Source organism: Streptomyces canus (assembly GCF_001514145.1).
Taxonomy (GTDB): Bacteria; Actinomycetota; Actinomycetes; order Streptomycetales; family Streptomycetaceae; genus Streptomyces; species Streptomyces canus.
Genome location: NZ_KQ948689.1, coordinates 1 through 20,488, shown reverse-complemented (window position 1 = coordinate 20,488; position 20,488 = coordinate 1). Strand labels below are relative to the sequence as shown.

The following is a 20,488-nucleotide window of genomic DNA, read 5'->3' as shown; positions in this document are numbered from 1 at the left end:
CGTTGAGGACTCTGCCATCTGAGTGGATTCGGTCGTATCAGTCGCTGGCCGACATGCATTCGCCACGCGGGCGGGTCCAGTCCGACCCACGCAAACACCGGCCGGTACACGGGGCGTTCTGAAATGCTGACCGGTGTACGGATCATCACAGAGGGCCGGTAAGGGGACGTATGGGCCTGCACATCTCGCGGATCGAGATTCGGAACTTCCGCAACTTCCGGCACCTGGTCATCGATGACTTCCCTGCCCACGCGGTGATCGTCGGTGAGAACGGGGTCGGCAAGTCGAACCTGCTGGAGGCGATCCGCCTGGTCCTGGACCCCTCACTGCCCGACGCACGCCGTCTGCTGCGCGAGGAGGACATCTGGGAAGACCACCCGGGCGGTCTGAGCGTCAGGGCCGAGGTGACCATCGTGGTGGAGCTGCAGGGGTACGACACCGACGACGACGCCAAGGGCATCCTCTCGGCGGCCACCGTCGACTACGCCCCCTACACCGCGCGACTGACCTACCGGTTCGCCCCGCGTACCGAGATCGCCACCGCTGCCGGTCCCGCGGTCCAGGTCACCGGACGGCCGCTGACCGCCCAGGACTACGACTTCGTCGTCTTCGCCGGGGCGAGCGAGACCAACGACGTGCGCAGGATCCGACGCGAAGTGGCCCTGCGCGTCCTGCCGGCGCTCCGGGACGCCGAAGCCGACCTGCACAACTGGCGCCGCAGCCCGCTGCGGGACCTGCTCGAGCGGCTTCCTCTGGACCCAGCCAACCTTCAGGCCACCGCTTCCGCGATCGCCACTGCGGTCGACCAGCTGACCAAGGACGCCAACGTCGCCAGGCTCGAGCAGCACCTGACCGACCGGCTGCAGGCCATGCTCGGCCCGCGCCTGGCCGTTGAGCCCACCCTCGGCTTCGCCTCCTCCCAGCCCGACGAACTCATCCGCGCCGTCCGCCTCTTCCTGGACGCCGCCCGCCGCAGAGGCATTTCCGACACCAGCCTCGGCAGCGCCAATGTCATCTACCTCGGCCTGCTGCTGGAAGCCCTCAGTCAACAGCGCCGGGACGATCAGTTCGTCGCCACCCTGATCGCCGTCGAGGAACCCGAAGCACACCTCCACGTCAGCCTCCAGCGCCACCTGTTCGGCTATCTGCTGCGCAGCGGACCGGCCCTCATCCTCACCACACACAGCCCCCACATCGCCGCGGTCGCCCCCATCCGCTCCTTCATCGTCCTGCGCGCCACGGAGACCGGCACCGTCGGGGCCAGCACCGCCGCCCTCCCCGTCACCAGCGAAGAAGCCGCGGACCTCGAGCGCTACATCGACATCAGCCGCGCCGAGGTTCTGTTCGCCTCCGCCGTCATCCTGGTCGAAGGACTGGCCGAGCTGTACGTCCTGCCGGCCCTGGCCGCCGCTGCGGGATTCGACCTCGACGCCTATGGCACGGTCGTCGCCAGCGTCCACGGAACCGACTTCAAGCCCTACCGGGCCCTGCTGGGATCCCACGGCCTGAACACCCCCCACGTGATCATCACGGACGGCGACGCCGCCCCTGACAAGCGAGGCCGGCGCGAGGCCGGCCTCATCAGGGGCGCGGGCCTCCACCCCGACCCCACCCAGACCGCAGCGCTCCTCACTCAGGTTCTGCAACTGCCCGAGCACGGTACGGCCGCCTACACCGCCAGCCGCGGTCCCCTCGCCGACGCCCTGCAGAGCATCGGCGTGTACGTCGGCGCCCAGACCCTGGAAACCGATCTGTGCGCCCTCTTCGGCGACGAGATCGTGCAGGCATTCACGGAACTCAGCAGCAACACCAACGCGAGCGACGACGTGCGCCGTGGCGTCGCCAACGAGCAGAACCCGACCGTGGATGCCGACGTCCGCAAGGACATGCTGGACCGCATCTCCGACGTGGGCAAAGGCCGCTTCGCGCAGCGGCTTGCCGCGCACATCCGCGCCGTTGACCTGCAAGCCCGCATCCGCACGGCCGCCCAGATCACCACCCCGGACACACTCCTGGACACCCCGACCCTGCACAGCCTGGGCACCGCTTCCTACCTCTTCCTCGCCCTGGACGACATCTCCTACAAGGTCCGCGGCACCTCGCTCTTTATCGACCCACAGGACACCAACAACACCGAGTCGCGGGACACCGATGCTGCAGGTCAGTGACGCACTGCTGAGCGAACTCAAGGAACTCCACCCCACACAGCGCGCCGCCGTGGTGCACCCCGGCAGCGTCGTCCTGCGCGCCGGCCCGGGCAGCGGCAAGACCCGCACTCTCGTCGCCCGCGCCGCCTACCTGCTCGAAACCCAGATCTCCGCCTTCCGCGGCGTCGCCTGCATCACTTACACCAACGCTGCAGCCGACGAGATCCGCCGCCGCGTCCTCAAACGCGGCGTCCGGGCCGACGGGCGGATCACCTGCTCCACCGTCCACGCCTTCTGCCTCAACGAGATCCTGCGCGCTTTCGCCCCGCTCACCAAGGAACCCGCACCCCAAGCAGGACAGGTACTGGGCGACAAAGACGCCCAGATACTCCTGCAGCACTGCTTCGACCGCATTGGCATCGCCGAGACCCTCGCCCAGTTCCGCACCGGCGAGAGCACCAGGATCCGCCGCGCTCTGGCCTGTGGCGAACTGCTCGACGCCTTCGATCCTCGTGAGGTAGCGGCAGCCCGCCTCTACGAAGAAGAACTCACCACCCGGGGACAGACCGACTTCGAGTCCATGGTGACCCGGGCCCTGCGCATCGTGCGCGAGCACGAACCTGTGCGCGACCTCCTGCACGCACGCTTTCCCCACCTCATCGTCGACGAATATCAAGACCTCGGGGGAGTGCTCCACGAACTGGTCGTGGCACTGCATGACCTGGCTGGCATCACGGTCTTCGCCGTCGGGGACACCGACCAGTCCGTATACGGGTTCAGCGGAGCCGACGCCAAGTACCTGACCGCCCTGGCCGAGCGCGGCGACTTCCGCGACCTGCCTCTCGACGTCAACTACCGCAGCGGACAACAAATCATCGTCGCCGCCGAAGCAGCTCTCGGCACATCCCGCGAGCGCCGTGCACGCGAAGGGGCCCCTCCCGGAAACGTCAACCTCCACCCCGTCGAAGCAGGCCTCGACGACCACGCACGCCTCGCCTGCGACCTCACCCAACAGGCAGAGCAACAGCAGGTCCGACCAGAACGCATCGCCATCCTCTACCCGCAACGCGGCCCCCTCCTCGACGCCCTGCTCGACGAACTGACCCGACGCGAAATCAACTTTCTCTACGAACGCGACGACAAACTCCCCACCGGAACCCTCTCCCGGTTCATCCAACGCTGCGCCAGCCGCGCGGTGACCAACTACCAGATCCACACCGCCACCGCAGACGAACGACCCGACATGCTCCGCCGGGCCGAAGCGCCCCCGCTCGCGCAGCTGGAGCACGCTCTTACCGCCCTGCGCACAGAAGCCCAACTACCCCCGTCCGCCTCCCGCCTGGCCCTGTTGCGCTCCCTGCAGATCTGCCTCGACCCCCAGCCGCCCTACCCCCTGGACGCTCCCGCCCACGAATGGCTCCAGCAATTGCGCGATGCCCTCACGCTCGACGCGATCGCTCAACTGCACCCGGACAAGGACAACAACACCAGCCTCGACAAACTGGCTGACCTGTGCCAGGCCAAGAGCCTCGCCCTGGAGGACCTGGCTCAGGGCGAAGAGGTCATCGGGAAGGTCCTCCTGACCACCTACCACTCAGCCAAGGGCCGGGAGTTCGACACCGTGATCCTGCCCGGGCTGCTCAACGGCATCATTCCGCGCAACGTTCCAGAACGGGGCAGGTGGCGTCCGGCCACCGCAAAGGAACTCGCCGAGCAACAGCGCACGTTCTATGTTGCCCTGACCCGCGCCGAGAGCACCCTGCACCTGATCTACGGCCCGGGCTACCACACCAGGAGCGGATACTGGCGTTCGGACGGACCGTCCGACTTCCTGATCGAGATGTACCAACGCCTGCCGTCAACGGGCTCGTCGGAGCAACAGACCTGAGGGGGAAGGGGGCGTGTGGCGGGGAACTACTTCGCGGAGAGCTTCTTGCGCTCGGCCAACCCCGGCGGCGTCCGTCGGGCCGGCACCCAGCACCGCATGCTCTCCACCTATGTGCGAGCAGGATGGGCGGTAGGGCACGGAGGAGAGGCTCCGCTATCCGGATCAGATACCGGGAGCTGCCCGTTGGTCGTGCGGCGTGGGGTCGTTAGGGCCGAGGGATTCCGCTGCCACGGCCTGACGGAGCACGTCGTAGCCCACGAACTCGAACAGACGAATGCTGCGCCGCAAGGGCTGAGGTGCGCCGACGAACCGGTGCACACCGACCCCAAAGCCTGTGTCCGGTGCTGACAGCCACAGCGGTTCGAAGCCTTGCCCTTCGAACCATTCACAGATCAGCGGTACCCGGTCAGGCTCGGCGCGATGCCGGGTCCAGATGACGGTGCCGCCGGTCTTGCACAGCTGATTGCAGGCCGCGATCGTGTGCTCGATATCGGCGTCGGTGATGTTGCCGAAAACGCCACAGATCAGGACGAGATCTGCAGGGGTCATGTCCTCGTAATGGTCGATGAGGGAGGCGTCGTCTGTTACGACCTCGACCTGGTGCAAGCCTGCCCGGCCAGCCCTTTCCAGAGCGACGGCGGTGTTGCGCGGGTCCAGCTCGACAAGCCTCGCTCGCACATCGCCGCGGCGGGGATGCTCGGCCAGAACGTCCAGGAGGTCGCGGCCTTCCCCAGCGCAGAGGTTGATCACCTTCAACCCACCAGCCGGGGCATCAGACAAGGCAGCGCGGACATGTGCTTGAACTGTCCGCAGTCGCCGTGCCATCCACGAGTCGGCCGCGTCGTACTGGTCGTGCCAGGCGCTCCAATCCATAGGCGGACGCTTCGGTCACTCGCCACCCACAGGCGACACAAATTTTTTGATCACTAGACCCGGTGAGCAGCCATCCACAGGTCTTGACGATTGCTCCCACCTTGCGGTGGTGGAACCGCGTGTTCTGGTGGATCTTGACGTACCAGCTCTCGCCCTCTGCTCCGCGGGCCCGCCATACCCGGCTGCTCTCGCGGGCCCAGGAAGCGGCCGTTCAGGTGGCGATGCGCCCGACCGCCTGCTCGGCGAGCTGTTGCACGTCCCCGGGTGGAGGTGCGGGTGGACGGTGGGGCGTGCTCATGCCCAGCCCGTTTCGGAGTAGGGGCGGCCGACGCGGACGCCCTCGAGGGCAACCCGGGTGTAGGGGACGAGGTTGTTGGGGAGCGCGGTCGGGTCCCAGAACTTCCATTGAGTGCACTTGTCCGGCTCGCGCAGGTCTGGCTCGCCGGTCCAGGTCCTGGCGTGGAAGAACAGGCCCATGCGGGGCCGGTCCCCGGCCTGGTCGATGTGGTGGACGACGTGGACGAGTTCGACGTCCTGGGCCTGGATCTGCAGGCCGGCCTCCTCTTGTGCCTCTCTGATCAGGCAGGTGATGGCGCTCTCCTGCGCGCAGTGGCCGGCCAGGGCGTGCCAGGTGGAGGGCGCGAACGCGGAGTCGGGGTGGCGCAGCCCGAGCAGCACCGTTCCATCGGGCCGCTCCAGGTAGAGGTGGACGCCGATGATGTGGGGGACCGTGCCGTGTGGGGAGGCCGGATGGCGCTCCTCTTCCGATGCGGCCCCGCCCTGGGGAGCCGTGCGGGATGCGCCGACCGGGCGGCTGGCGGCGTGACGCCGTACGAGGTCGCTGGTGGTGGGTGCGATGCGCAGGCGGTGGAGGTCGTCGGGGGCGAACCATGCCAGCATCACCCCTTCCGTCAGGTGGAGATCACGAGGGTCGCCGTTCCAGCGGCCGGCGTAGATGGCGATGGGCACGGTCGCGCCGGCGTCGTTCTTTGCTTCCTCGGCGCCGAACGGGGTCAGGTCAGTGAGGTGGAGGCCGGCTTCCTCGTCCAGCTCACGCCGCACGGTGTGTTCCAGGGTGGCGTCCTGGGGCTCTCTGCCGCCGCCCAGCAGTGACCACATGCCTGGCTCCCAGATCTGGCCGGGGAAGTAGTCGCGCAGGTGGAGCAGGTACTCGCCGCGGTCGTTGTAGATGAGGGCGGAGGCGTTGGCGGTCTCCGGTTCGGCGGCGAGTGGGAGTTTGATCAGCTTCTCGCGCAGTGAGGGGGAGGCCACCCTGTCCACAAGATGCCACTCGACGCCGACCACCTCTTCATCCTGCAGCACCGCCGGCACTTCTGCCGCGGTCAGCAGGCGGAAGAGGAAGCGGAGCTCGAAGTGCTGGTGGCTGGGTTCGCCGTTGCCCGGGTGGGCGTCGATGTCGTGGATGCCGATGTCGAACGGCACGGTCTCGTAGCCGGGCCACGGCGCCACGGCCTGGGGTGGGAACCCGGTCTCCTCGTGCAGCTCCCGCAGAGCCGCCTGTGCCAGGGACTCGTCTTCGGGCTCGGCGTGTCCTCCGGGAGCGACCTTCCCGCTCGCACGGTGCAGCACGTGCAGGACGCGGCCGAGGGGGTCGACGACGATCGCGCCGCAAGTGACGTGTCCGGTGAGGGGGGAGCGGCTGGCGATGTTGGTTGGCCGGTCGAGGGCCTTCAGGAGGCCGCCGAGCTGTGGGCGCTCGTGAGGGTGGCGGGCGAAGTAGGTCTCGACGGTGGTGCGGATGTCGTCGTGCGGCAGCGGCATGGGTGTACCTCAGAGGGCGCGGAGAGGGGCGGCGGTTAGGGTGGCGGGGGTGTGTGCTTTGGGTTGGTGCGCGTGAAGTGGCCAGAGTGGTGAGGGGTGTTGACGGGGGATGGGCTACGTCCTGCCTGGGTGGATGGACGAGATCCTGGACTTCATCGGGATCAACTGGCCGAACGTCGATGAGGACGACTACCGCGAAATGGCCGATGCCATGCGGGAGTTCGCCGACCAGTTCGAGGGGCACGGTGCGGAGGCGCATGCGGCGGTCAGCCGCATCCTGGCCTCTAGTGAGGGTGCCGCGGTCGATGCCCTGCAGGAGCACTGGGACCTGGTGAAGTCCGGGCATCTGGAGAAGGTGCCGGATATCGCCCGGCTGTTCTCGGACGCCTGTGACGTGGTGGCGGACATCATCTACGGGATGAAGACCAAGGCTGAGATCGAGCTCGGGGTGATGGCCGCCTCGATCGGTATCAGCCTGGGTCTCGCGGTCGTCACGGGCGGCCTGTCCGCGATCGTTGGGGCGGCGGAGACCGCCGCGATGCGCCAGCTGATCAAGCGGATCATCGACGAGGCGGCCGACCAGATCGTCGACGAACTCCTTGCCCGGGTCACCGAGCCGATCACCGGCCGGCTGGAGCAGATGGTCGAGGACACCGTCCTGGAACTCACCGACAACCTCATCAAACTCCCGCCCGCTACCCCCGCCTCCGGCGGCGCGGGGGCGGGCGGTCACGGCGGCAGCCACACCGGCATGACTCTCGCCTCCGCGGGCGGGCCCTCCGGGGGCGGCGGGGGAGGGGGTGGCGGCCGGGTCTTCATCGATCACGAGGAGTACGAGAACGGCGCGGGCAAGCTGTCCCGCCACGGCGAGGCCATGCACACCGACTCCCTCGGCTCGCTGGGCCGGGCCAAGGGCGCCTTCGGCCGCACCCGGGGCCGCGACCCGTTCACCCAGGCCTTCGACTCCGTGCTGCACGGCGCCCTCAACGGCGCGGAGAAGGCGCTGAAGAAAGTCGGCAAGCACCTCACGGAGGACGTGCCCGGCGGGTTGCGCGCCACCTCGCGCACCCACCGCCAAAACGACAGCGACATCTCCGACCGGCTCAAGGCCCTCACCAAGGGCGAGTCGGACACCCCCAAGGTGCCCGGCGCCCGCAGCGGCGGGCGGGACGGCAGGGGGCCGGATCCGCTGAACAGCGCCCGCGATGAGGCGCGCCGTCATGGTGTGGAGCCGGACAAGCGCGTCTGCCGCACCGACCCGGTCGATGTGGCCAGCGGCCAGATGCTGCTGGAACAAAGGGACCTGGATCTTCCCGGAGTGCTGCCGCTGGTCCTTAAGCGCACGCACCTGTCCGACTACACCTTCGGGGTGTGGTTCGGCCGCTCGTGGGCCTCGACGCTGGACGAGCGCATCGAGGTCGACATCCGCAACCAGGCGATGTGGGCGCGCGAGGACGGCACCGTCCTCATCTACGACCGGCTGCCCGGCCCACAGACCCCCGAGGTGATGCCGCTGGAGGGTCCGCGTATCGCGCTGCGGCGGATCTCCGAGACGGGCGCCCAGGACCTGGAGTTCGCGGCGACCGACCCGCGCACGGGCTGGACGCGCTACTTCTCCAAGCCGGGCGGCAAGGGCTGGCAGCTGTGGCTGACCACCATCGAGGACCGCAACGGCAACCAGATCGACATCCACCGCGACGCCACCGGCCGCCCCCTCGACATCACCCACAGCGGCGGCTACGACATCAACGTCAGCGGCGACCGCGGCCGCGTCACCGCCCTCGCCGTCCGCGGCCGGGCCGGCGGCGAACCTGCCCTGCCTGTGGTCGAGTTCGGCTACGACGAAGACGGCGATCTCACCGAGGTCATCAACTCCTCCGGCAGACCGCTGCGCTTCACCTACGACATGCAGGGCCGCATCACGTCGTGGACGGACCGCAACGACTCCGTCTACCGCTACGTCTATGACGCGGTAGGCCGGGTGGTGCAGACGGTGGGTCCTTCCGGGATGCTCTCGTCCACGTTCGTCTACGACACGGCGAACCGGATCACGCGGTACACCGATTCGACGGGTGCCACGACGGTCTACCAGCTGGACGAGCGGCAGCAGATCGTCGCGGAGACCGACCCTCTGGGCCACACCACCCGCTCTGTGTTCGATGCGCGGGACCGGATCTTGGAGCAGACCGACGCGCTGGGCCACACCGTGCGCTTCGAGCGCGACGGCCGGGGCAACCTCGTGGGGTTCGTCGCCGCCGACGGGGTCCGCACCACTGCGGTCTTCAACGAGCTGGACCTTCCGGTGATGGTCACCGAACGCGGTGGCCGCCAGCGCCACTTCGCCTACGACGAGCGCGGCAACCGCACCGCGGTGATCGACGTCGACGGGGCCCGTACCGAGTACGAGGTCGACGAGCACGGTCATGTCACCGCGGTGCGCAACGCGGCCGGTGAGGTCACCCGGATACGCAACGATGCGGCAGGGCTGCCGGTGGAGGTCACGGCACCCGACGGTGCCCGCGTCATCCTGGCCCGTGACCGCTTCGGCCGGGTCACCGAGGTGACGGACGCCCTTGGTGGAACCCTGCGCATGGCCTGGACGATCGAGGGCCGGCCGCTGTGGCGGGAACTGCCCGACGGCACCCGCGAGGAGTGGACCTGGGACGGCGAGGGCAACCTGCTCACCCACACCGACCGGGCCGGGCACACCACCACGCACGCGGTCACCCACTTCGACCGGCGCACCGCCACCCGCACCACCGAGGGCGCCGCCTACCAGTTCACCCACGACACCGAACTGCGGCTGGCCACCGTAGTGAACGCCCAGGGGCAGCAGTGGCGCTACCAGTACGACGCTGCCGGCCGCCTGATTTCAGAGACGGACTTCGACGGCCGCACCCTGACCTACGAACACGACGCCGTGGGCCGTCTGACGCGCCGCACCAACGCCGCCGGACAGTCCCTGACCTACGAGCGTGACCTGCTGGGGCGCATCGTGCGCATGCAGCACGACGACGGCACCACCTCGACCTTCACCCACGACACCGCCGGTCACCTGGTGGAGGTCACCAACCCCCACGCCCAGATCCACCTCGAACGCGACCCGGGCGGGCGGGTCGTCACCGAGAGCGTCAACGGCCGCGCCCTGGCCCGCGCCTACGACGTGCTGGGACGGCGCACCCACCGGCGCACCCCGTCCGGCGCCACCAGCACCCTCACCTATGACGAGCGGGGTCTTGCGGCCTACACGGCGGGCGAGCAGACCTTCCGCTTCGAACGCGACGTGCTGGGACGGGAAGTCAGCCGCACCCTTAACGACCAGCTCACCTTCAGCCAGGCGTGGGATCCCGTCGGCCGCATCGTGAACCAGGCCTTCACCGGCCCGCACGACACCCTCTTCGAGCGCTCCTTCGCCTACACCCCGAACGGCACCCCGCACACCATCGAGGACAGCCGCACCGGCCGGCGCACCTACACGCTGGACGCAGCAAGCCGCATCACCGCTGTCACCGCCGAGGGCTGGAGCGAGCAGTACGCCTACAACACCGCCGGCGACCAGGCCCACGCCGCGCTGCCGCCGGGCACCCCGGGACAGGACGCCGCCGGCGAGCGCACCTACTCGGGTAGCCGGATAACCCAGGCCGGACGCACCCGCTACACCTACGACGCCCAGGGCCGTCTCGCCGAAAAGCGCGTCACCACGCTCAGCGGCAAGCACCTGACCTGGGCGTTCACGTGGGATGCCGAAGACCGCCTCATGCAGGTCCAGGCTCCCGGCGGCGTGTGCTGGCGCTACTTCTACGATGCGCTGGGCCGGCGCACCGCCAAGCACCGGCTGAGCGCGGACGGCCGTATCGAGGACGTGACGACGTACTGCTGGGACGGCGGACAGCTCGCCGAGCAGCACGCCAACGGTGTCACCCTCATCTGGGACTACACAGGCCTGCATCCCCTGGCGCAGCGCGAAGCCAAAACCCGGGCGCAGGGCGAGAGCGACCGCCGGTTCTTCGCCATCGTCACCGATCTTGCCGGGGCCCCCTCCGACCTCATCGCCCCCGACGGCACCATCGCCTGGCACAGCCGCAGCACCGCATGGGGCGCCACCCAGTCCCACCGTGATGCCACCGCGTACACGCCGCTGCGCTACCCGGGGCAGTACTTCGATGCGGAAACGGGCCTGCACTACAACCTCAACCGCTACTACGACCCCGAACTCGGCCGCTACACCACACCCGACCCCCTGGGTCTGGGCCCGGCCGTCAACCACTACACCTACGTCCCCAACCCGTTCACCCTCGCCGACCCGCTCGGCCTGGCCGGCTGCACGACCGATCCGACCTGGGGCGGACGGGTCACCTTCACCCGCGACGAGCACGGGCGCCCCTACGAGATGAACGCCGTCATCACCAGGGACATGCTCGACGAGGGCACCCACGCCAGGAACTCGCTGGAGCCGCCCGGCTTCCTCGGCGGCGACTACAACCAGGCCCGAGGCCACCTGCTGGCCCGGATGCTCGGAGGATCCGGCGACACCCTCGACAACCTCTTCACCATTACCCAGAACCCCACCAACAGCCCCGACATGCGCGACCACGAGCAGGACATCTACAACGCTGTCCAGCACAACGGCGAAGTGATCACCTACAACGTCTACCTCGAATACAGCGACGACCTGCCGGACTCGGTCCCGAAGTACATTCAGCTCGAAGCCCACGGCACCGGTGGCTTCTCCCTGGACCAGCTTCTGGACAACCCCGCCCACGAGCAGCAACAGCGACACCGACGAGGACTCCTGTGAGCACCATCGACGACCTCACCCGGCTCTGCCCGCCCCCAGCAGCCCCTCCCGCGATCGACTGGACGGCCGCAGAACGTGCTCTCGGCCGCTCACTGCCCCGGGACTACAAAGAACTTGCCGCAACCTACGGTCCAGGGAGCTTCTGCAACTTCCTCCACGTCTACCACCCCTCCGGCAGCCTCACGGGCCCCCTGGCCTCAAGCGTCCAGGAACAACTCCAGCGCGACCGGGACCAGGGCACCTTCCCCGTACCCCACGACCCCCGGCACCTCCTCGTCGCAGGAGTCACCGACAACGGCAACTACCTCTTCTGGATCACCGAACCCGAGTCCGAGCCCGACACGTGGCGCATCGCCATCAACGAAGCCCGCGGCCACGACTGGTACACCTTCGACGGCACCCTCACCGACCTCCTCACCGCACTCCTCAGCGGCGAACTCCACATCCCCCTCTTCCCCCCGGACATCCTCCACCAGGGAGCCACCTTCACACCCTCCCGCCGAGACGACGCAGCACCGCTCACGCCCCCCGCGAGCCGGTCGGTCGACACCAACACCATCCGCGAATGGGCTCGCGCCAACGGCTACGACGTCCCCGACCTCGGCCGCATCCCCGCAGCAATCCGCGAGGCCTGGCAGCAAGCCGCAGAAAGAGGGGAGTGAAGTTGGATCGTTCTGCCGTTCTGCCGTTCTGCGTTCTGGCACTGAGGGTGTCCAGCTTGGAGCTCGTAACAAGATCATGTTGCTGATACGGGCTGGCCGCGAGCCGAGTGCCAGATCCGACTGTATGAACCGGCTTGCACCGGGCGTTGTCAGGGGCATCAGGCACACTGCGCCGTATGAACTTGGTGACCGCGCGCGACTATGCCTGGATCCGCACCTCGCCGCTCTTCCGCCACGCGATGGAGAGCGGATACACCCTGACACTGATATGGGGGCGGACCCCGCGCGAGGTGTTGAGCGCGATGGACGCGGAACCGCGTGGCACCGGGGAGGGAACGGCCGGGCTGATCGAGGCGGACGACGCTCACCGCGCCGAGGTGGATTACGACTACGGGGACGAGTCCTACGTCGCGGGCGCCTTCAGCGCTCCGGGCGAGAACGGCGACTGGACACTCGTCCTCGGCTTCGACGGGGGCCTGGGGATCGCGGGCGAGTGCGTGGAGATACTGTCGCAGGGCGGCCGGGTCGTGGCGCACTCGACCAACGGCGGCAAGCCCATCCACCTCTTCCACTGGTTCGAAGACGGTGAGCTCCGTACGACGTTCGAGGGCCCCTCGTCCCGCGACGGCAACACGCCCGATGAACTGGTTCCCCTGCTGCGGGAAGTCGGCTTCCCCCTGACACCCGAGGGAGAGCACGACGAGAGCGCCCCGGACGTCGACCGGAAGGCGGCGGTCCTCGCTCTGGCCGAGATACTCACCGGCATACGCGTCACCGAATCCCTCCTCCAGGACGCTACGTACGAGCTGGGACTCGTCCCCGAACAGCCCGCCGAGGAGTGGACCGGCGTGGTCATCGACATCACCGATGCCCACGGGGAGCGCCTGTACAGGGAATGGACCTACGAGGAGATCGCGTCGGCGTCGGACCGTGTACGGGCGGACGCAAACGCGCCGGTCGTGACCGGTTACAACGAGCCGCTGGCCATGGATCGTTCGGAGCACGAGACGGGTGAGTAGCGAGCGGGGCGCGTGGAGGGTACCCCGGCGCACTCGCCGCCCTCTCTCTACAAGGGAACTTGCCGCCACGGGGGCTTCTGCGATCATGGTCCGGCAGCCCTCCTGAGCCGTCGCCAGCAGATGAGGCCACAGCCCAGCGAGACGAAGCATGGCGGAGGTCGAGCCGTCGCGCCCACCGCGCACGGCCAGGCGCTTGAACTGGTGCAGCAGGGCGAAGGGCTGCCCGACAATGTAGCGGAGCTTGCCCAGGCCCTTGATGTTCCGGGCCCCCTGCGGCAGATCACCGGCAGGATCCGGCGGCGCCGAAGTTCACGGCGCACATTCGCCCCTTTGCAGCAACCACCCCACGGCCACGCCCTGCAACGACAGCGGCCCGGCGATGTGACTTACCGCCCGCACGGGTGAGATGACGGCCCATCAGCGGGCGCGGACCGGAACCGACCAGCTACGAAGATCACGACCTGTCCGTGATCTTTCGAAGGAGAGCTTCGTTGCGTTCCACCCCCGTACGGACCGCGGCTGCCGCACTGTCCGCGCTCGCCGCCCTGCTGCTCGCCCCCGCCGCCCATGCCGCCGACCCAGGCGACACGATCGCCCTGCCCGTCCGCGACGTCCTGGCCGCCCTCCCCGTCCAGGACGAGGACCGCACCGGGTACGAGCGCACCAAGTTCCGGCACTGGATCGACGCCGACCGCGACGGCTGTTCCACCCGGGCCGAGGTTCTTCTGGCCGAGGCCGTCACGACCCCCGAGCAGAGCGCCGGCTGCCAGCTCACCGGCGGCTCCTGGTACTCGCCGTACGACGACACCTACTTCACCGCGGCCCGCGCGCTCGACATCGACCACATGGTCCCGCTCGCCGAAGCCTGGGACTCCGGCGCCTCCACCTGGACAGCCAAGGAACGCGAGGACTACGCCAACGACCTCGCAGACGACCGCGCGCTGATCGCCGTCTCCGCGGCCTCCAACCGGTCCAAGAGTGATCAGGACCCGGCCACCTGGCAGCCACCCGCGGCCGGCTACCGCTGCACCTACGCCACCGACTGGGTGGCAGTGAAGACCCGCTGGCAGCTCGCCATCGACCCCGCCGAACAGACTGCGCTCACTGGCATCCTCGCCTCCTGCCCGAACCAGCCCGTCGACGTCGTCCTCGCCCGCTGAACGCGTCCTGGCCCGCCGCTCGGGGGAAAGCGGCGGGCCAGGACGGGCTCCACGGCGCCACAGCTGCCCGGGCAAAGGGGTGCCGTGTCGGCAAAGCGGCGGGCCCCAGTGTCAGCGGCGGGACATGTAGAGGTCGAGGGCTTGGACCTTGTTGAGGGGGTAGTCCCATTCGCCGAGGTATTCGATGGCCTGGCCGCCGGTGCCGGCCTTGCGTACGGCCCGTCCAGGTTTCTCGTGCACACGGTGTCGCCGCGCACGAAGCAGAAACAGCCCGCCCAGCGAGATCACCGATCATGCTCATCGTGAGTGTCGCGACCCCCGGCCTTCCTCACCGTGCAGAGCGCCGCCCGACAAGTGTCAGCGGTCGGGTGTGGAGATGCGGGCCCAGACGGCTTTTCCGTTGGATGGGGTGGGGGCGTAGCCCCATTGGCTGGTGAGGGCGTTCACGATGAGCAGTCCTCGGCCGGCTTCCGCCAGGGACTCTGGACGACGGTAGGCCGGGGGAGTGGGGCTGGGGTCGGTCACGGCGCACACCACGGTGTTTCCGGTGCGGGCGATGCCCAGCCAGGCCCTACTGCGTGAGGCGCGGTGCGGCGTCAGTGCGTGTTGTACGGCGTTGGTGGTGAGTTCGTTGACGACGGTGGTGAGGTCGTCGGCGAGCGGGCTCAGCCCCCAGTCGGTGATGGTTTCGCGGATGAAGCGGCGGATGGTTTTGAGACTGTCCGGGTTGGTGGTGAAGGCCCGGGCGGCGAAGTCGGCGGTGCTGATGCCCAGTTCGAGTCCCCAGTCCGGTGTGAGGGATGAGGCCGCGGGGGGGTGTTCGAGTGGGGCTGGGGCAGGGGGCGCGAACGCATTGTCGAATTCTGTGACTCGGTCTGATGCCGCTATGACGCGTGGTGCCACTGTTCATCCCCCCGGAAAGACGCCCAGCTCACGGGCGCGCATATGCGGCCCGGCTGGTTAGTATCCGCCCCTGCCCGCTCCGGATGCAATTGCATCCGTGACTTGCATCCGAACGAGACAGGACGGGAACGCTTGTACTCGGCAAGGAGAACGGCATGGACCAGAGGTGAGTGAAATTAAGACAGCGCCGAAAGAAGGCGGACATGATGCGGATCGTCAACGGTGTCCCGGCGGATTCCCTGCACAACGTGACGTGGCAGAAAAGCCGTCACAGTACGGCGGACGGCAACTGTGTTGAGGTGGCCTTACTGGCCGGTGGCGAGGTGGCGGTGCGCAACTCCCGGGATCCGCACGGTCCCGCGCTGGTCTACACCCAGGCCGAGATCGCGGCCTTCATCGCGGGGGTGAAGGACGGCGAGTTCGATCTGATCGCCACCCAACGCCATACAGAAACAGCCCAATTGAGGCTCTTGCCGGGCGGCATCCTGGAAGACTGACGTTCGTCGTCTGCCCAGTACAGGAGACCCCTTATGCCCGCGTCCGCCCGCCCTGTCGATGCCTTGACCCTGGAGTACTACCTCGCCGCCTCGGCGCGCAGCCCGATCGCGGTGCGCCTGGTCCTGGGGCACCTTCTGCGCAGCCTGCGCAGGCAGGCCGGGATCGACGCGGAGGCGGCGGGGCGCTCCATCCGGAGCTCGGAAGCCAAGATCTCCCGGATGGAACGCGCCCTGGTCACCTGCAAGATGGACGACGTGATGGACCTGCTCACCCTCTACGGCGTCCGCGATGTCCCGACCCGGGCTGGCTTCGAGGAGATGGTGCGCGTCGCCCGTGAGCCCGGCTGGTGGCACCGCTTCGACGGGGTCCTGCCCGACTGGGCCGGCAAGTTGGTCGGCCTGCAGGAGGCGGCCTCCACCATCCGCACCTATGAGGTGCAGCTAGTGCCCGGCCTGTTGCAGACATCTGCCTACACCGAGGCCGTCGTGCGCCAGGCCTATCCGTTGGCCTCTCAGGAGGAGGTGGAGGCCCGGATCGATCTGCGCAGGACCCGCCAGCTGGTGCTCGCCCGCGATGATGCACCCCACCTGTGGGCCGTTCTCGACGAGGCTGTGCTGCGCCGCCCGATGGGAGGCGAGCAGGTCATGCGCGACCAGCTGCGGCACCTCATGACGATGGCACGGCTCGACCACGTCACGGTGCAGATCGCCCCGTTCAACCGGCCCGGCTGCATCGCAGGAGGCTTTCCCATAACGCACCTGCGCTTCGATCTGCCGGCGTTGCCCGACGTCGTCTATCTCGAGCAGCTGCAGGATGCCGAGTACCTGGACAAGCCCGAGGCGACCGAGCACTACCGCCGTGTCCTGGACGGCCTCGCCCAGGCTGCCCTGTCCCCGCAGGACAGCCTCGAACTGCTTGCCGACTTCGTGAGCTGACCTCCCGCGGCGCTCCTGCCGGGGCCCAGGTCAGCGCACCATGGCCACGCCGCCGTACTCGGCCCAGGCACGGCTGCCCCGGCCCGCGGTGCGGTCACTGCCCGGCCGCCACTGGGAGACATCCACCAGCCCTGGGGTGAGCAGCGGCAGCGCACCGAAGAACGGCTCGATCTCGGATCGTGTACGCACCCGTCCCCACCGTCCGCCGGTCGCTTCCAGCAGCACCGCATCAGCCTGCCGCCGCACCCGGGCGTCCTCACTGACCAGATGGCTGGCCGCGACAAAACTGCCCGGTGCCAGCAGGCGGGCCGTCCGCTCCAGCAACCCGACCGGATGGGCGGGCTGGGGGATTTGGTGCAGGACGGACACCATCAGCACCGCCACCGGCAGACGGGCGTCGACGAGGCGGCGCACCGCCGGATCGAGCAGGAGCGAGGCTGCCTGCAGCGGATCGGCCTGCACCACCACAGTGCGCCGTCCGTCCTCCCGCAGTGCCCGGCCATGAGCGAGCGCGAGCAGGTCGTCATCGGCATACACGACCCGTGAGCACACGTCGATGCTCTGGGCGATCTGATGCACGTCCACCGGGTTGGGCAGCCCGGCTTGGAAGACCACGAACTGGCGGACCTTGTACTGACGGGCCAGGTGACTGGTCACCCGCAGCAGGAAGCGGTGCGTGCCCTCGGCGACCGACCGGGCGCCCGGGGCGATGGCCAGCAGCCGTTCGCATGCCTGGCGGTCGGCGGGATAGTGGTCTTTGCCGCCCAGCAGATAGTTGGTCATCCGGGCAAGATTTGGCGACGTGACGTCGACGACGTCCCCTAGCGGCACCCGCCCGCGCTCCAATGCGGCTCCCCACCCCGTCCTAGCATCTGCAGCACGCTGCACGCTGCAGACACTTCATGGTAGGAATGCCGCGCCTGGCCCGGGATGGTTCTCCGTAGAATCACCCCCTGCGGGCTGAAGTGCGCTAGCAGGGCCCCGCCGAACGCTGTTACCGGCGTACGCGGCCCGCCCCCGGCTGCGCCCCCTCCCATCCAGAGGTCGCCGCCGTCAGTTCACCCGGCAGGGCCCGCTGCGCCATCCGCAGCTGCGAGGCGACCGCCGGCGCCTCGACCCCCATCAACTCGGCCGCCTGCGCCTCACTCAGACGCAGCCGGCAGCGCAGGATCACCGCATCCGCCTGCGCCGGCGGCAGCATCCGGTGCACCGCATCCACCGGCCGCGCGGGCGGGGCCGTGCCGCGCAGCGCCGAGGAGATCAGCGCATCCAGCAGCCGCCACGCCACCGCGGCCGGGCGGGGACTGCTGATGACCGTCGGCCAGAGCGTGGCGAGATTGCCCAGGACCGCCTCCACCACCTGCCGGCTCATCCAGGCATCCTGCACCCGCTCCCGTGTGTAGTGCAGATAGCGTTCCTGGTGCAGCAGGCAAAACGCCGTGTACTCCAGCGGCAGGACCAGTTTGATCACCGGTTGTGCGGCCTCGGGCGCAGCCGGCCCGGGGCAGAACGCCCGCGCCGGCAGATCACCGCGGCGGCGCAAGGACATGAACATGGCACCTCATCTCCGGGCGAGAAAGCATCAGTCGGTCTCAAGACGCACGGCGGACAACTGCCGGGGGCCCTCCTCGGGGTCCGTGCACAACAGGAACGTGTAATGCACGGCCTCCCACAACGGCCGCACATCCGCAGGCCAGCCGCCCAGCGCGGTCACCAGCGCCGCCGTCTGCTCCCACCCAGGGATCATCACGCCGCCCAAAATCTCGCCGATCGCCTGCGTACTCAGGGCCCCGTGCGAGGCCTTGCGGATCACCCCGGACTGCGGCCGGCCGGCCGCCAGATGAAGGCCCCGCAGCGCCGCCTGCAGACGGCCCACTGCATCGGGGATCGCATGCCGGGCCGGCGCCACCAGCCCGTGCGCGCTCTCGAAGAGCACCCTTAGCTCGTCCGGCTCCCCGCCGAACAACTCGGCCAGCGTGGACACCACCGGCCACTGCGGAGTGCGCTCGCCCGAGAGAATGCGCGAGATGTACGACGGTGACAGTGAGGTCTGCCCGGCCACTTCCCGGATCGTCAGGTTGCTTGCCCGGTGCAGGTGGGAGAGCGCGGAAGCCAGCTTGGCCGACGCCCGCTCGGCCGCCTGCGACTGCGTGCCACCCTCCGCTGTATCCGGGCCCTCCACCAACGGCGTGGCGGGCTGCCGCAGCACAGCGCGCTCCGCGGCCCGTCGTTTCAGCCGCTCCTTCACCCGGCCCTCGGGCCACCGGGTACGCGCCGTCGTCGCACTCAACTGGGCAGCCTCGGCCACCTGTTCCCAGCTCGTGCCCTGGTTACGGGCATCCTGCACCGCCGCGGCCGTGTAGTGCTCCACCTCGCGCGTCACCTCGCGCGCGTGGCACAGCAGCTCCTTCAAAGGCCGTGCGTCGTACTCGGCCTCCAGTAACGCCGCCGCCAGTGTCTGCAGATCCTCCGCGATCCGCCGCCCCAGCGGCAGCGCAGTGCGCGCGTGCTGATGCCCCAGCCGGCCGTCCCGCTCGCGCTGGGCGTTGCGCCGGCACTCGAGGCCGCAGTACTCCTTTTTCCGCCCCGGACCGCTGGTCTGGGCGAACCGCTCCTGGCAGTAGCGGCAGATGTCATAGCGGGGAGTAGTGCCCGCCATCGTCCCTCCCACATGCTGTGGCCGTTTCTCCCCCAAGTGCGCGCGTTCCTGCGCGCCCGGAAGAGGAACTCGCAATTTCCAAAGCCGCAACAGCGGCGCCCGTCCGGCGGCCCGGCGACGCGCCCGCAGGCACACCGCCGGGCGCCAGGACGGCTCAGCTCAGCCGAAGACGCTGGTAGTGGCAGCGCGACTGACGCATTGCCACCATCAGCCCGGCCACCAGCGCCGTGGTAGCGGGCGCCGCCCACCAGCCGCGGATCAGGATCACGGGCAGGACGAAGACAGCTAGGAACACACTCGCCTGCACCGTGACAGCCCAGGCACTCGCACTACGGGTTTCAGGTCGAAGAAGACGCGGAATGCTAGCGTCGTCGCGAGTTGCCGCCCACCGGGCCGCAACGGAAAACGGGTCAAGCACAGGGCACTCATCTGCCTTTCTTGGTCTTGTGGATGAGGGGACCCCGGAGTTGGTAGCGAGCCTGCCCGGGGTCACCCTCGCGTCAACGGACGGTAGTGCCTCCGTCACACCCGGCGCTATATAAACGGTTCATCGCGCAAAGTTCGAATGTCACAGCGGTGACAAATTGCCGGACAATGCCGAGGCGAACACCTGAACGGTTTCATTCCTGACCGACACTGAACGAAGTCGACCGGAACGGGAAAAGACCGCGCCCCTCCTCATAAATACGGGGCAGTAGCTAGGATTTACCGGAGTCCGCCACTCCAAACGCGCCCCACGCACGCCCTGTTGATGGACAGCAGGTGACCGAACCGCACCCGCCAGCCTCAGGAGTTCCAGTAGTCCGTGCAAATTTGCAAGGACGGTTCCAGCTGGCGTGACGAGACGACCTCGCCGCCCGTTGCCCAGACTATGGACGACTACGCAGCAATCGACGACATGGACTTCGCACCGCTCCCGGACACCGTGGAGCGACTGCCCGTACTGAACCTGGACGAAGCGCACGAATTGCTTGACCTGCTCCGAGCGGTAGCCCAGGAAGGCGGCCCCTTGTCCGGCCCGGCTGACCGGATGATCCGCGAGATCTCCGCCCGCGTCCCATCGCTCCTGTAGCGGCTGGCTGAGACAACGACGAGGCAGGTTCATCGTGCAGGAACGGTAGAGAGCGTGCCGGACAGGGCTGAGCTACTCTCCGCTCCGGTCCC

Annotated in this window: 16 protein-coding genes; 9 read left to right on the top strand and 7 right to left on the bottom strand. The window is 68.6% G+C overall.

Annotation, left to right across the window (positions count from 1 at the left end; all coding sequences use genetic code 11):
* Positions 1–170 precede the first annotated feature (170 nt).
* On the top strand, positions 171–2,168 hold the full coding sequence (locus tag AQJ46_RS49500; RefSeq protein WP_059211933.1) for an ATP-dependent nuclease: 1,998 nt from the start codon (positions 171–173) through the stop codon (positions 2,166–2,168).
* On the top strand, positions 2,152–4,035 hold the full coding sequence (locus AQJ46_RS49495) for an ATP-dependent helicase (RefSeq protein ID WP_059211932.1): 1,884 nt from the start codon (positions 2,152–2,154) through the stop codon (positions 4,033–4,035). Before AQJ46_RS49500 ends, AQJ46_RS49495 begins: the two co-directional genes overlap by 17 nt.
* Positions 4,036–4,197: 162 nt before the next feature.
* On the opposite strand, the gene AQJ46_RS49490 is transcribed toward AQJ46_RS49495, so the two are convergent.
* Entirely contained in the window at positions 4,198–4,908 is a 711-nt protein-coding gene (locus AQJ46_RS49490) for a class I SAM-dependent methyltransferase (RefSeq protein ID WP_059211931.1), read from the bottom strand.
* Between the two features lie 294 nt (positions 4,909–5,202).
* Positions 5,203–6,690, bottom strand: a complete 1,488-nt coding sequence (locus AQJ46_RS49485) for an NUDIX domain-containing protein (RefSeq protein ID WP_059211930.1) — start codon at positions 6,688–6,690, stop codon at positions 5,203–5,205.
* Between the two features lie 133 nt (positions 6,691–6,823).
* Between AQJ46_RS49485 and AQJ46_RS49480 the strand changes: the two genes are divergently transcribed.
* The 4 genes from AQJ46_RS49480 to AQJ46_RS49465 all read left to right on the top strand — a co-directional run bounded on the left by AQJ46_RS49480 (position 6,824) and on the right by AQJ46_RS49465 (position 14,329).
* Complete coding sequence (locus AQJ46_RS49480) at positions 6,824–11,488, top strand: RHS repeat-associated core domain-containing protein (protein ID WP_225887656.1); 4,665 nt, start codon at positions 6,824–6,826, stop codon at positions 11,486–11,488.
* Positions 11,485–12,150 (top strand): Lsr2 family DNA-binding protein, encoded by a 666-nt coding sequence (locus AQJ46_RS49475; protein ID WP_059211928.1) that lies wholly within the window; start codon positions 11,485–11,487, stop codon positions 12,148–12,150. Before AQJ46_RS49480 ends, AQJ46_RS49475 begins: the two co-directional genes overlap by 4 nt.
* A gap of 176 nt (positions 12,151–12,326) precedes the next feature.
* Complete coding sequence (locus AQJ46_RS49470; protein ID WP_059211927.1) at positions 12,327–13,169, top strand: DUF6461 domain-containing protein; 843 nt, start codon at positions 12,327–12,329, stop codon at positions 13,167–13,169.
* 491 nt (positions 13,170–13,660) lie between these two features.
* Positions 13,661–14,329: an HNH endonuclease family protein gene (locus AQJ46_RS49465; RefSeq protein ID WP_059211926.1), complete on the top strand. Its 669-nt coding sequence runs from the start codon at positions 13,661–13,663 to the stop codon at positions 14,327–14,329.
* 111 nt (positions 14,330–14,440) lie between these two features.
* On the opposite strand, the gene AQJ46_RS58685 is transcribed toward AQJ46_RS49465, so the two are convergent.
* On the bottom strand, positions 14,441–14,569 hold the full coding sequence (locus tag AQJ46_RS58685) for a hypothetical protein (RefSeq protein WP_263972923.1): 129 nt from the start codon (positions 14,567–14,569) through the stop codon (positions 14,441–14,443).
* 117 nt (positions 14,570–14,686) lie between these two features.
* The gene (locus AQJ46_RS49460) at positions 14,687–15,232 is read right to left on the bottom strand and encodes an ATP-binding protein (RefSeq protein WP_059211925.1); all 546 of its coding nucleotides are present in this window, start codon (positions 15,230–15,232) and stop codon (positions 14,687–14,689) included.
* Positions 15,233–15,435: 203 nt separating this feature from the next.
* On the opposite strand from AQJ46_RS49460, the gene AQJ46_RS49455 reads away from it, so the two are divergent.
* Complete coding sequence (locus tag AQJ46_RS49455; RefSeq protein ID WP_079072838.1) at positions 15,436–15,729, top strand: DUF397 domain-containing protein; 294 nt, start codon at positions 15,436–15,438, stop codon at positions 15,727–15,729.
* Between the two features lie 33 nt (positions 15,730–15,762).
* Positions 15,763–16,665, top strand: a complete 903-nt coding sequence (locus tag AQJ46_RS49450; RefSeq protein ID WP_059211924.1) for a helix-turn-helix domain-containing protein — start codon at positions 15,763–15,765, stop codon at positions 16,663–16,665.
* 30 nt (positions 16,666–16,695) lie between these two features.
* Here the strand turns inward: AQJ46_RS49450 and AQJ46_RS49445 are convergent, their stop codons facing one another.
* The 3 genes from AQJ46_RS49445 to AQJ46_RS56795 all read right to left on the bottom strand — a co-directional run bounded on the left by AQJ46_RS49445 (position 16,696) and on the right by AQJ46_RS56795 (position 19,324).
* The gene (locus tag AQJ46_RS49445) at positions 16,696–17,511 is read right to left on the bottom strand and encodes an SAM-dependent methyltransferase (RefSeq protein WP_059211923.1); all 816 of its coding nucleotides are present in this window, start codon (positions 17,509–17,511) and stop codon (positions 16,696–16,698) included.
* 148 nt (positions 17,512–17,659) lie between these two features.
* The gene (locus AQJ46_RS49440) at positions 17,660–18,220 is read right to left on the bottom strand and encodes a sigma factor-like helix-turn-helix DNA-binding protein (RefSeq protein ID WP_059211922.1); all 561 of its coding nucleotides are present in this window, start codon (positions 18,218–18,220) and stop codon (positions 17,660–17,662) included.
* A 27-nt stretch (positions 18,221–18,247) separates the two neighbouring features.
* A complete protein-coding gene (locus tag AQJ46_RS56795) occupies positions 18,248–19,324 on the bottom strand; it encodes a helix-turn-helix domain-containing protein (RefSeq protein ID WP_079072841.1) in 1,077 nt (358 codons plus the stop codon).
* An 871-nt stretch (positions 19,325–20,195) separates the two neighbouring features.
* Between AQJ46_RS56795 and AQJ46_RS49430 the strand changes: the two genes are divergently transcribed.
* Complete coding sequence (locus AQJ46_RS49430; RefSeq protein ID WP_063803967.1) at positions 20,196–20,396, top strand: DUF6417 family protein; 201 nt, start codon at positions 20,196–20,198, stop codon at positions 20,394–20,396.
* Positions 20,397–20,488: the final 92 nt, after the last annotated feature.

What these genes read in the sequence shown, in the direction of transcription:
- AQJ46_RS49490 (WP_059211931.1), bottom strand. Translation starts at nt 4,908, where the DNA reads ATGGATTGGAGCGCCTGGCACGACCAGTACGACGCGGCCGACTCGTGG.
- AQJ46_RS56795 (WP_079072841.1), bottom strand. Translation starts at nt 19,324, where the DNA reads ATGGCGGGCACTACTCCCCGCTATGACATCTGCCGCTACTGCCAGGAG.
- AQJ46_RS49470 (WP_059211927.1), top strand. Translation starts at nt 12,327, where the DNA reads ATGAACTTGGTGACCGCGCGCGACTATGCCTGGATCCGCACCTCGCCG.
- AQJ46_RS49485 (WP_059211930.1), bottom strand. Translation starts at nt 6,690, where the DNA reads ATGCCGCTGCCGCACGACGACATCCGCACCACCGTCGAGACCTACTTC.
- AQJ46_RS49495 (WP_059211932.1), top strand. Translation starts at nt 2,152, where the DNA reads ATGCTGCAGGTCAGTGACGCACTGCTGAGCGAACTCAAGGAACTCCAC.
- AQJ46_RS49450 (WP_059211924.1), top strand. Translation starts at nt 15,763, where the DNA reads ATGCCCGCGTCCGCCCGCCCTGTCGATGCCTTGACCCTGGAGTACTAC.
- AQJ46_RS49480 (WP_225887656.1), top strand. Translation starts at nt 6,824, where the DNA reads ATGGACGAGATCCTGGACTTCATCGGGATCAACTGGCCGAACGTCGAT.
- AQJ46_RS49455 (WP_079072838.1), top strand. Translation starts at nt 15,436, where the DNA reads ATGATGCGGATCGTCAACGGTGTCCCGGCGGATTCCCTGCACAACGTG.
- AQJ46_RS49440 (WP_059211922.1), bottom strand. Translation starts at nt 18,220, where the DNA reads ATGTTCATGTCCTTGCGCCGCCGCGGTGATCTGCCGGCGCGGGCGTTC.
- AQJ46_RS49500 (WP_059211933.1), top strand. Translation starts at nt 171, where the DNA reads ATGGGCCTGCACATCTCGCGGATCGAGATTCGGAACTTCCGCAACTTC.
- AQJ46_RS49430 (WP_063803967.1), top strand. Translation starts at nt 20,196, where the DNA reads ATGGACGACTACGCAGCAATCGACGACATGGACTTCGCACCGCTCCCG.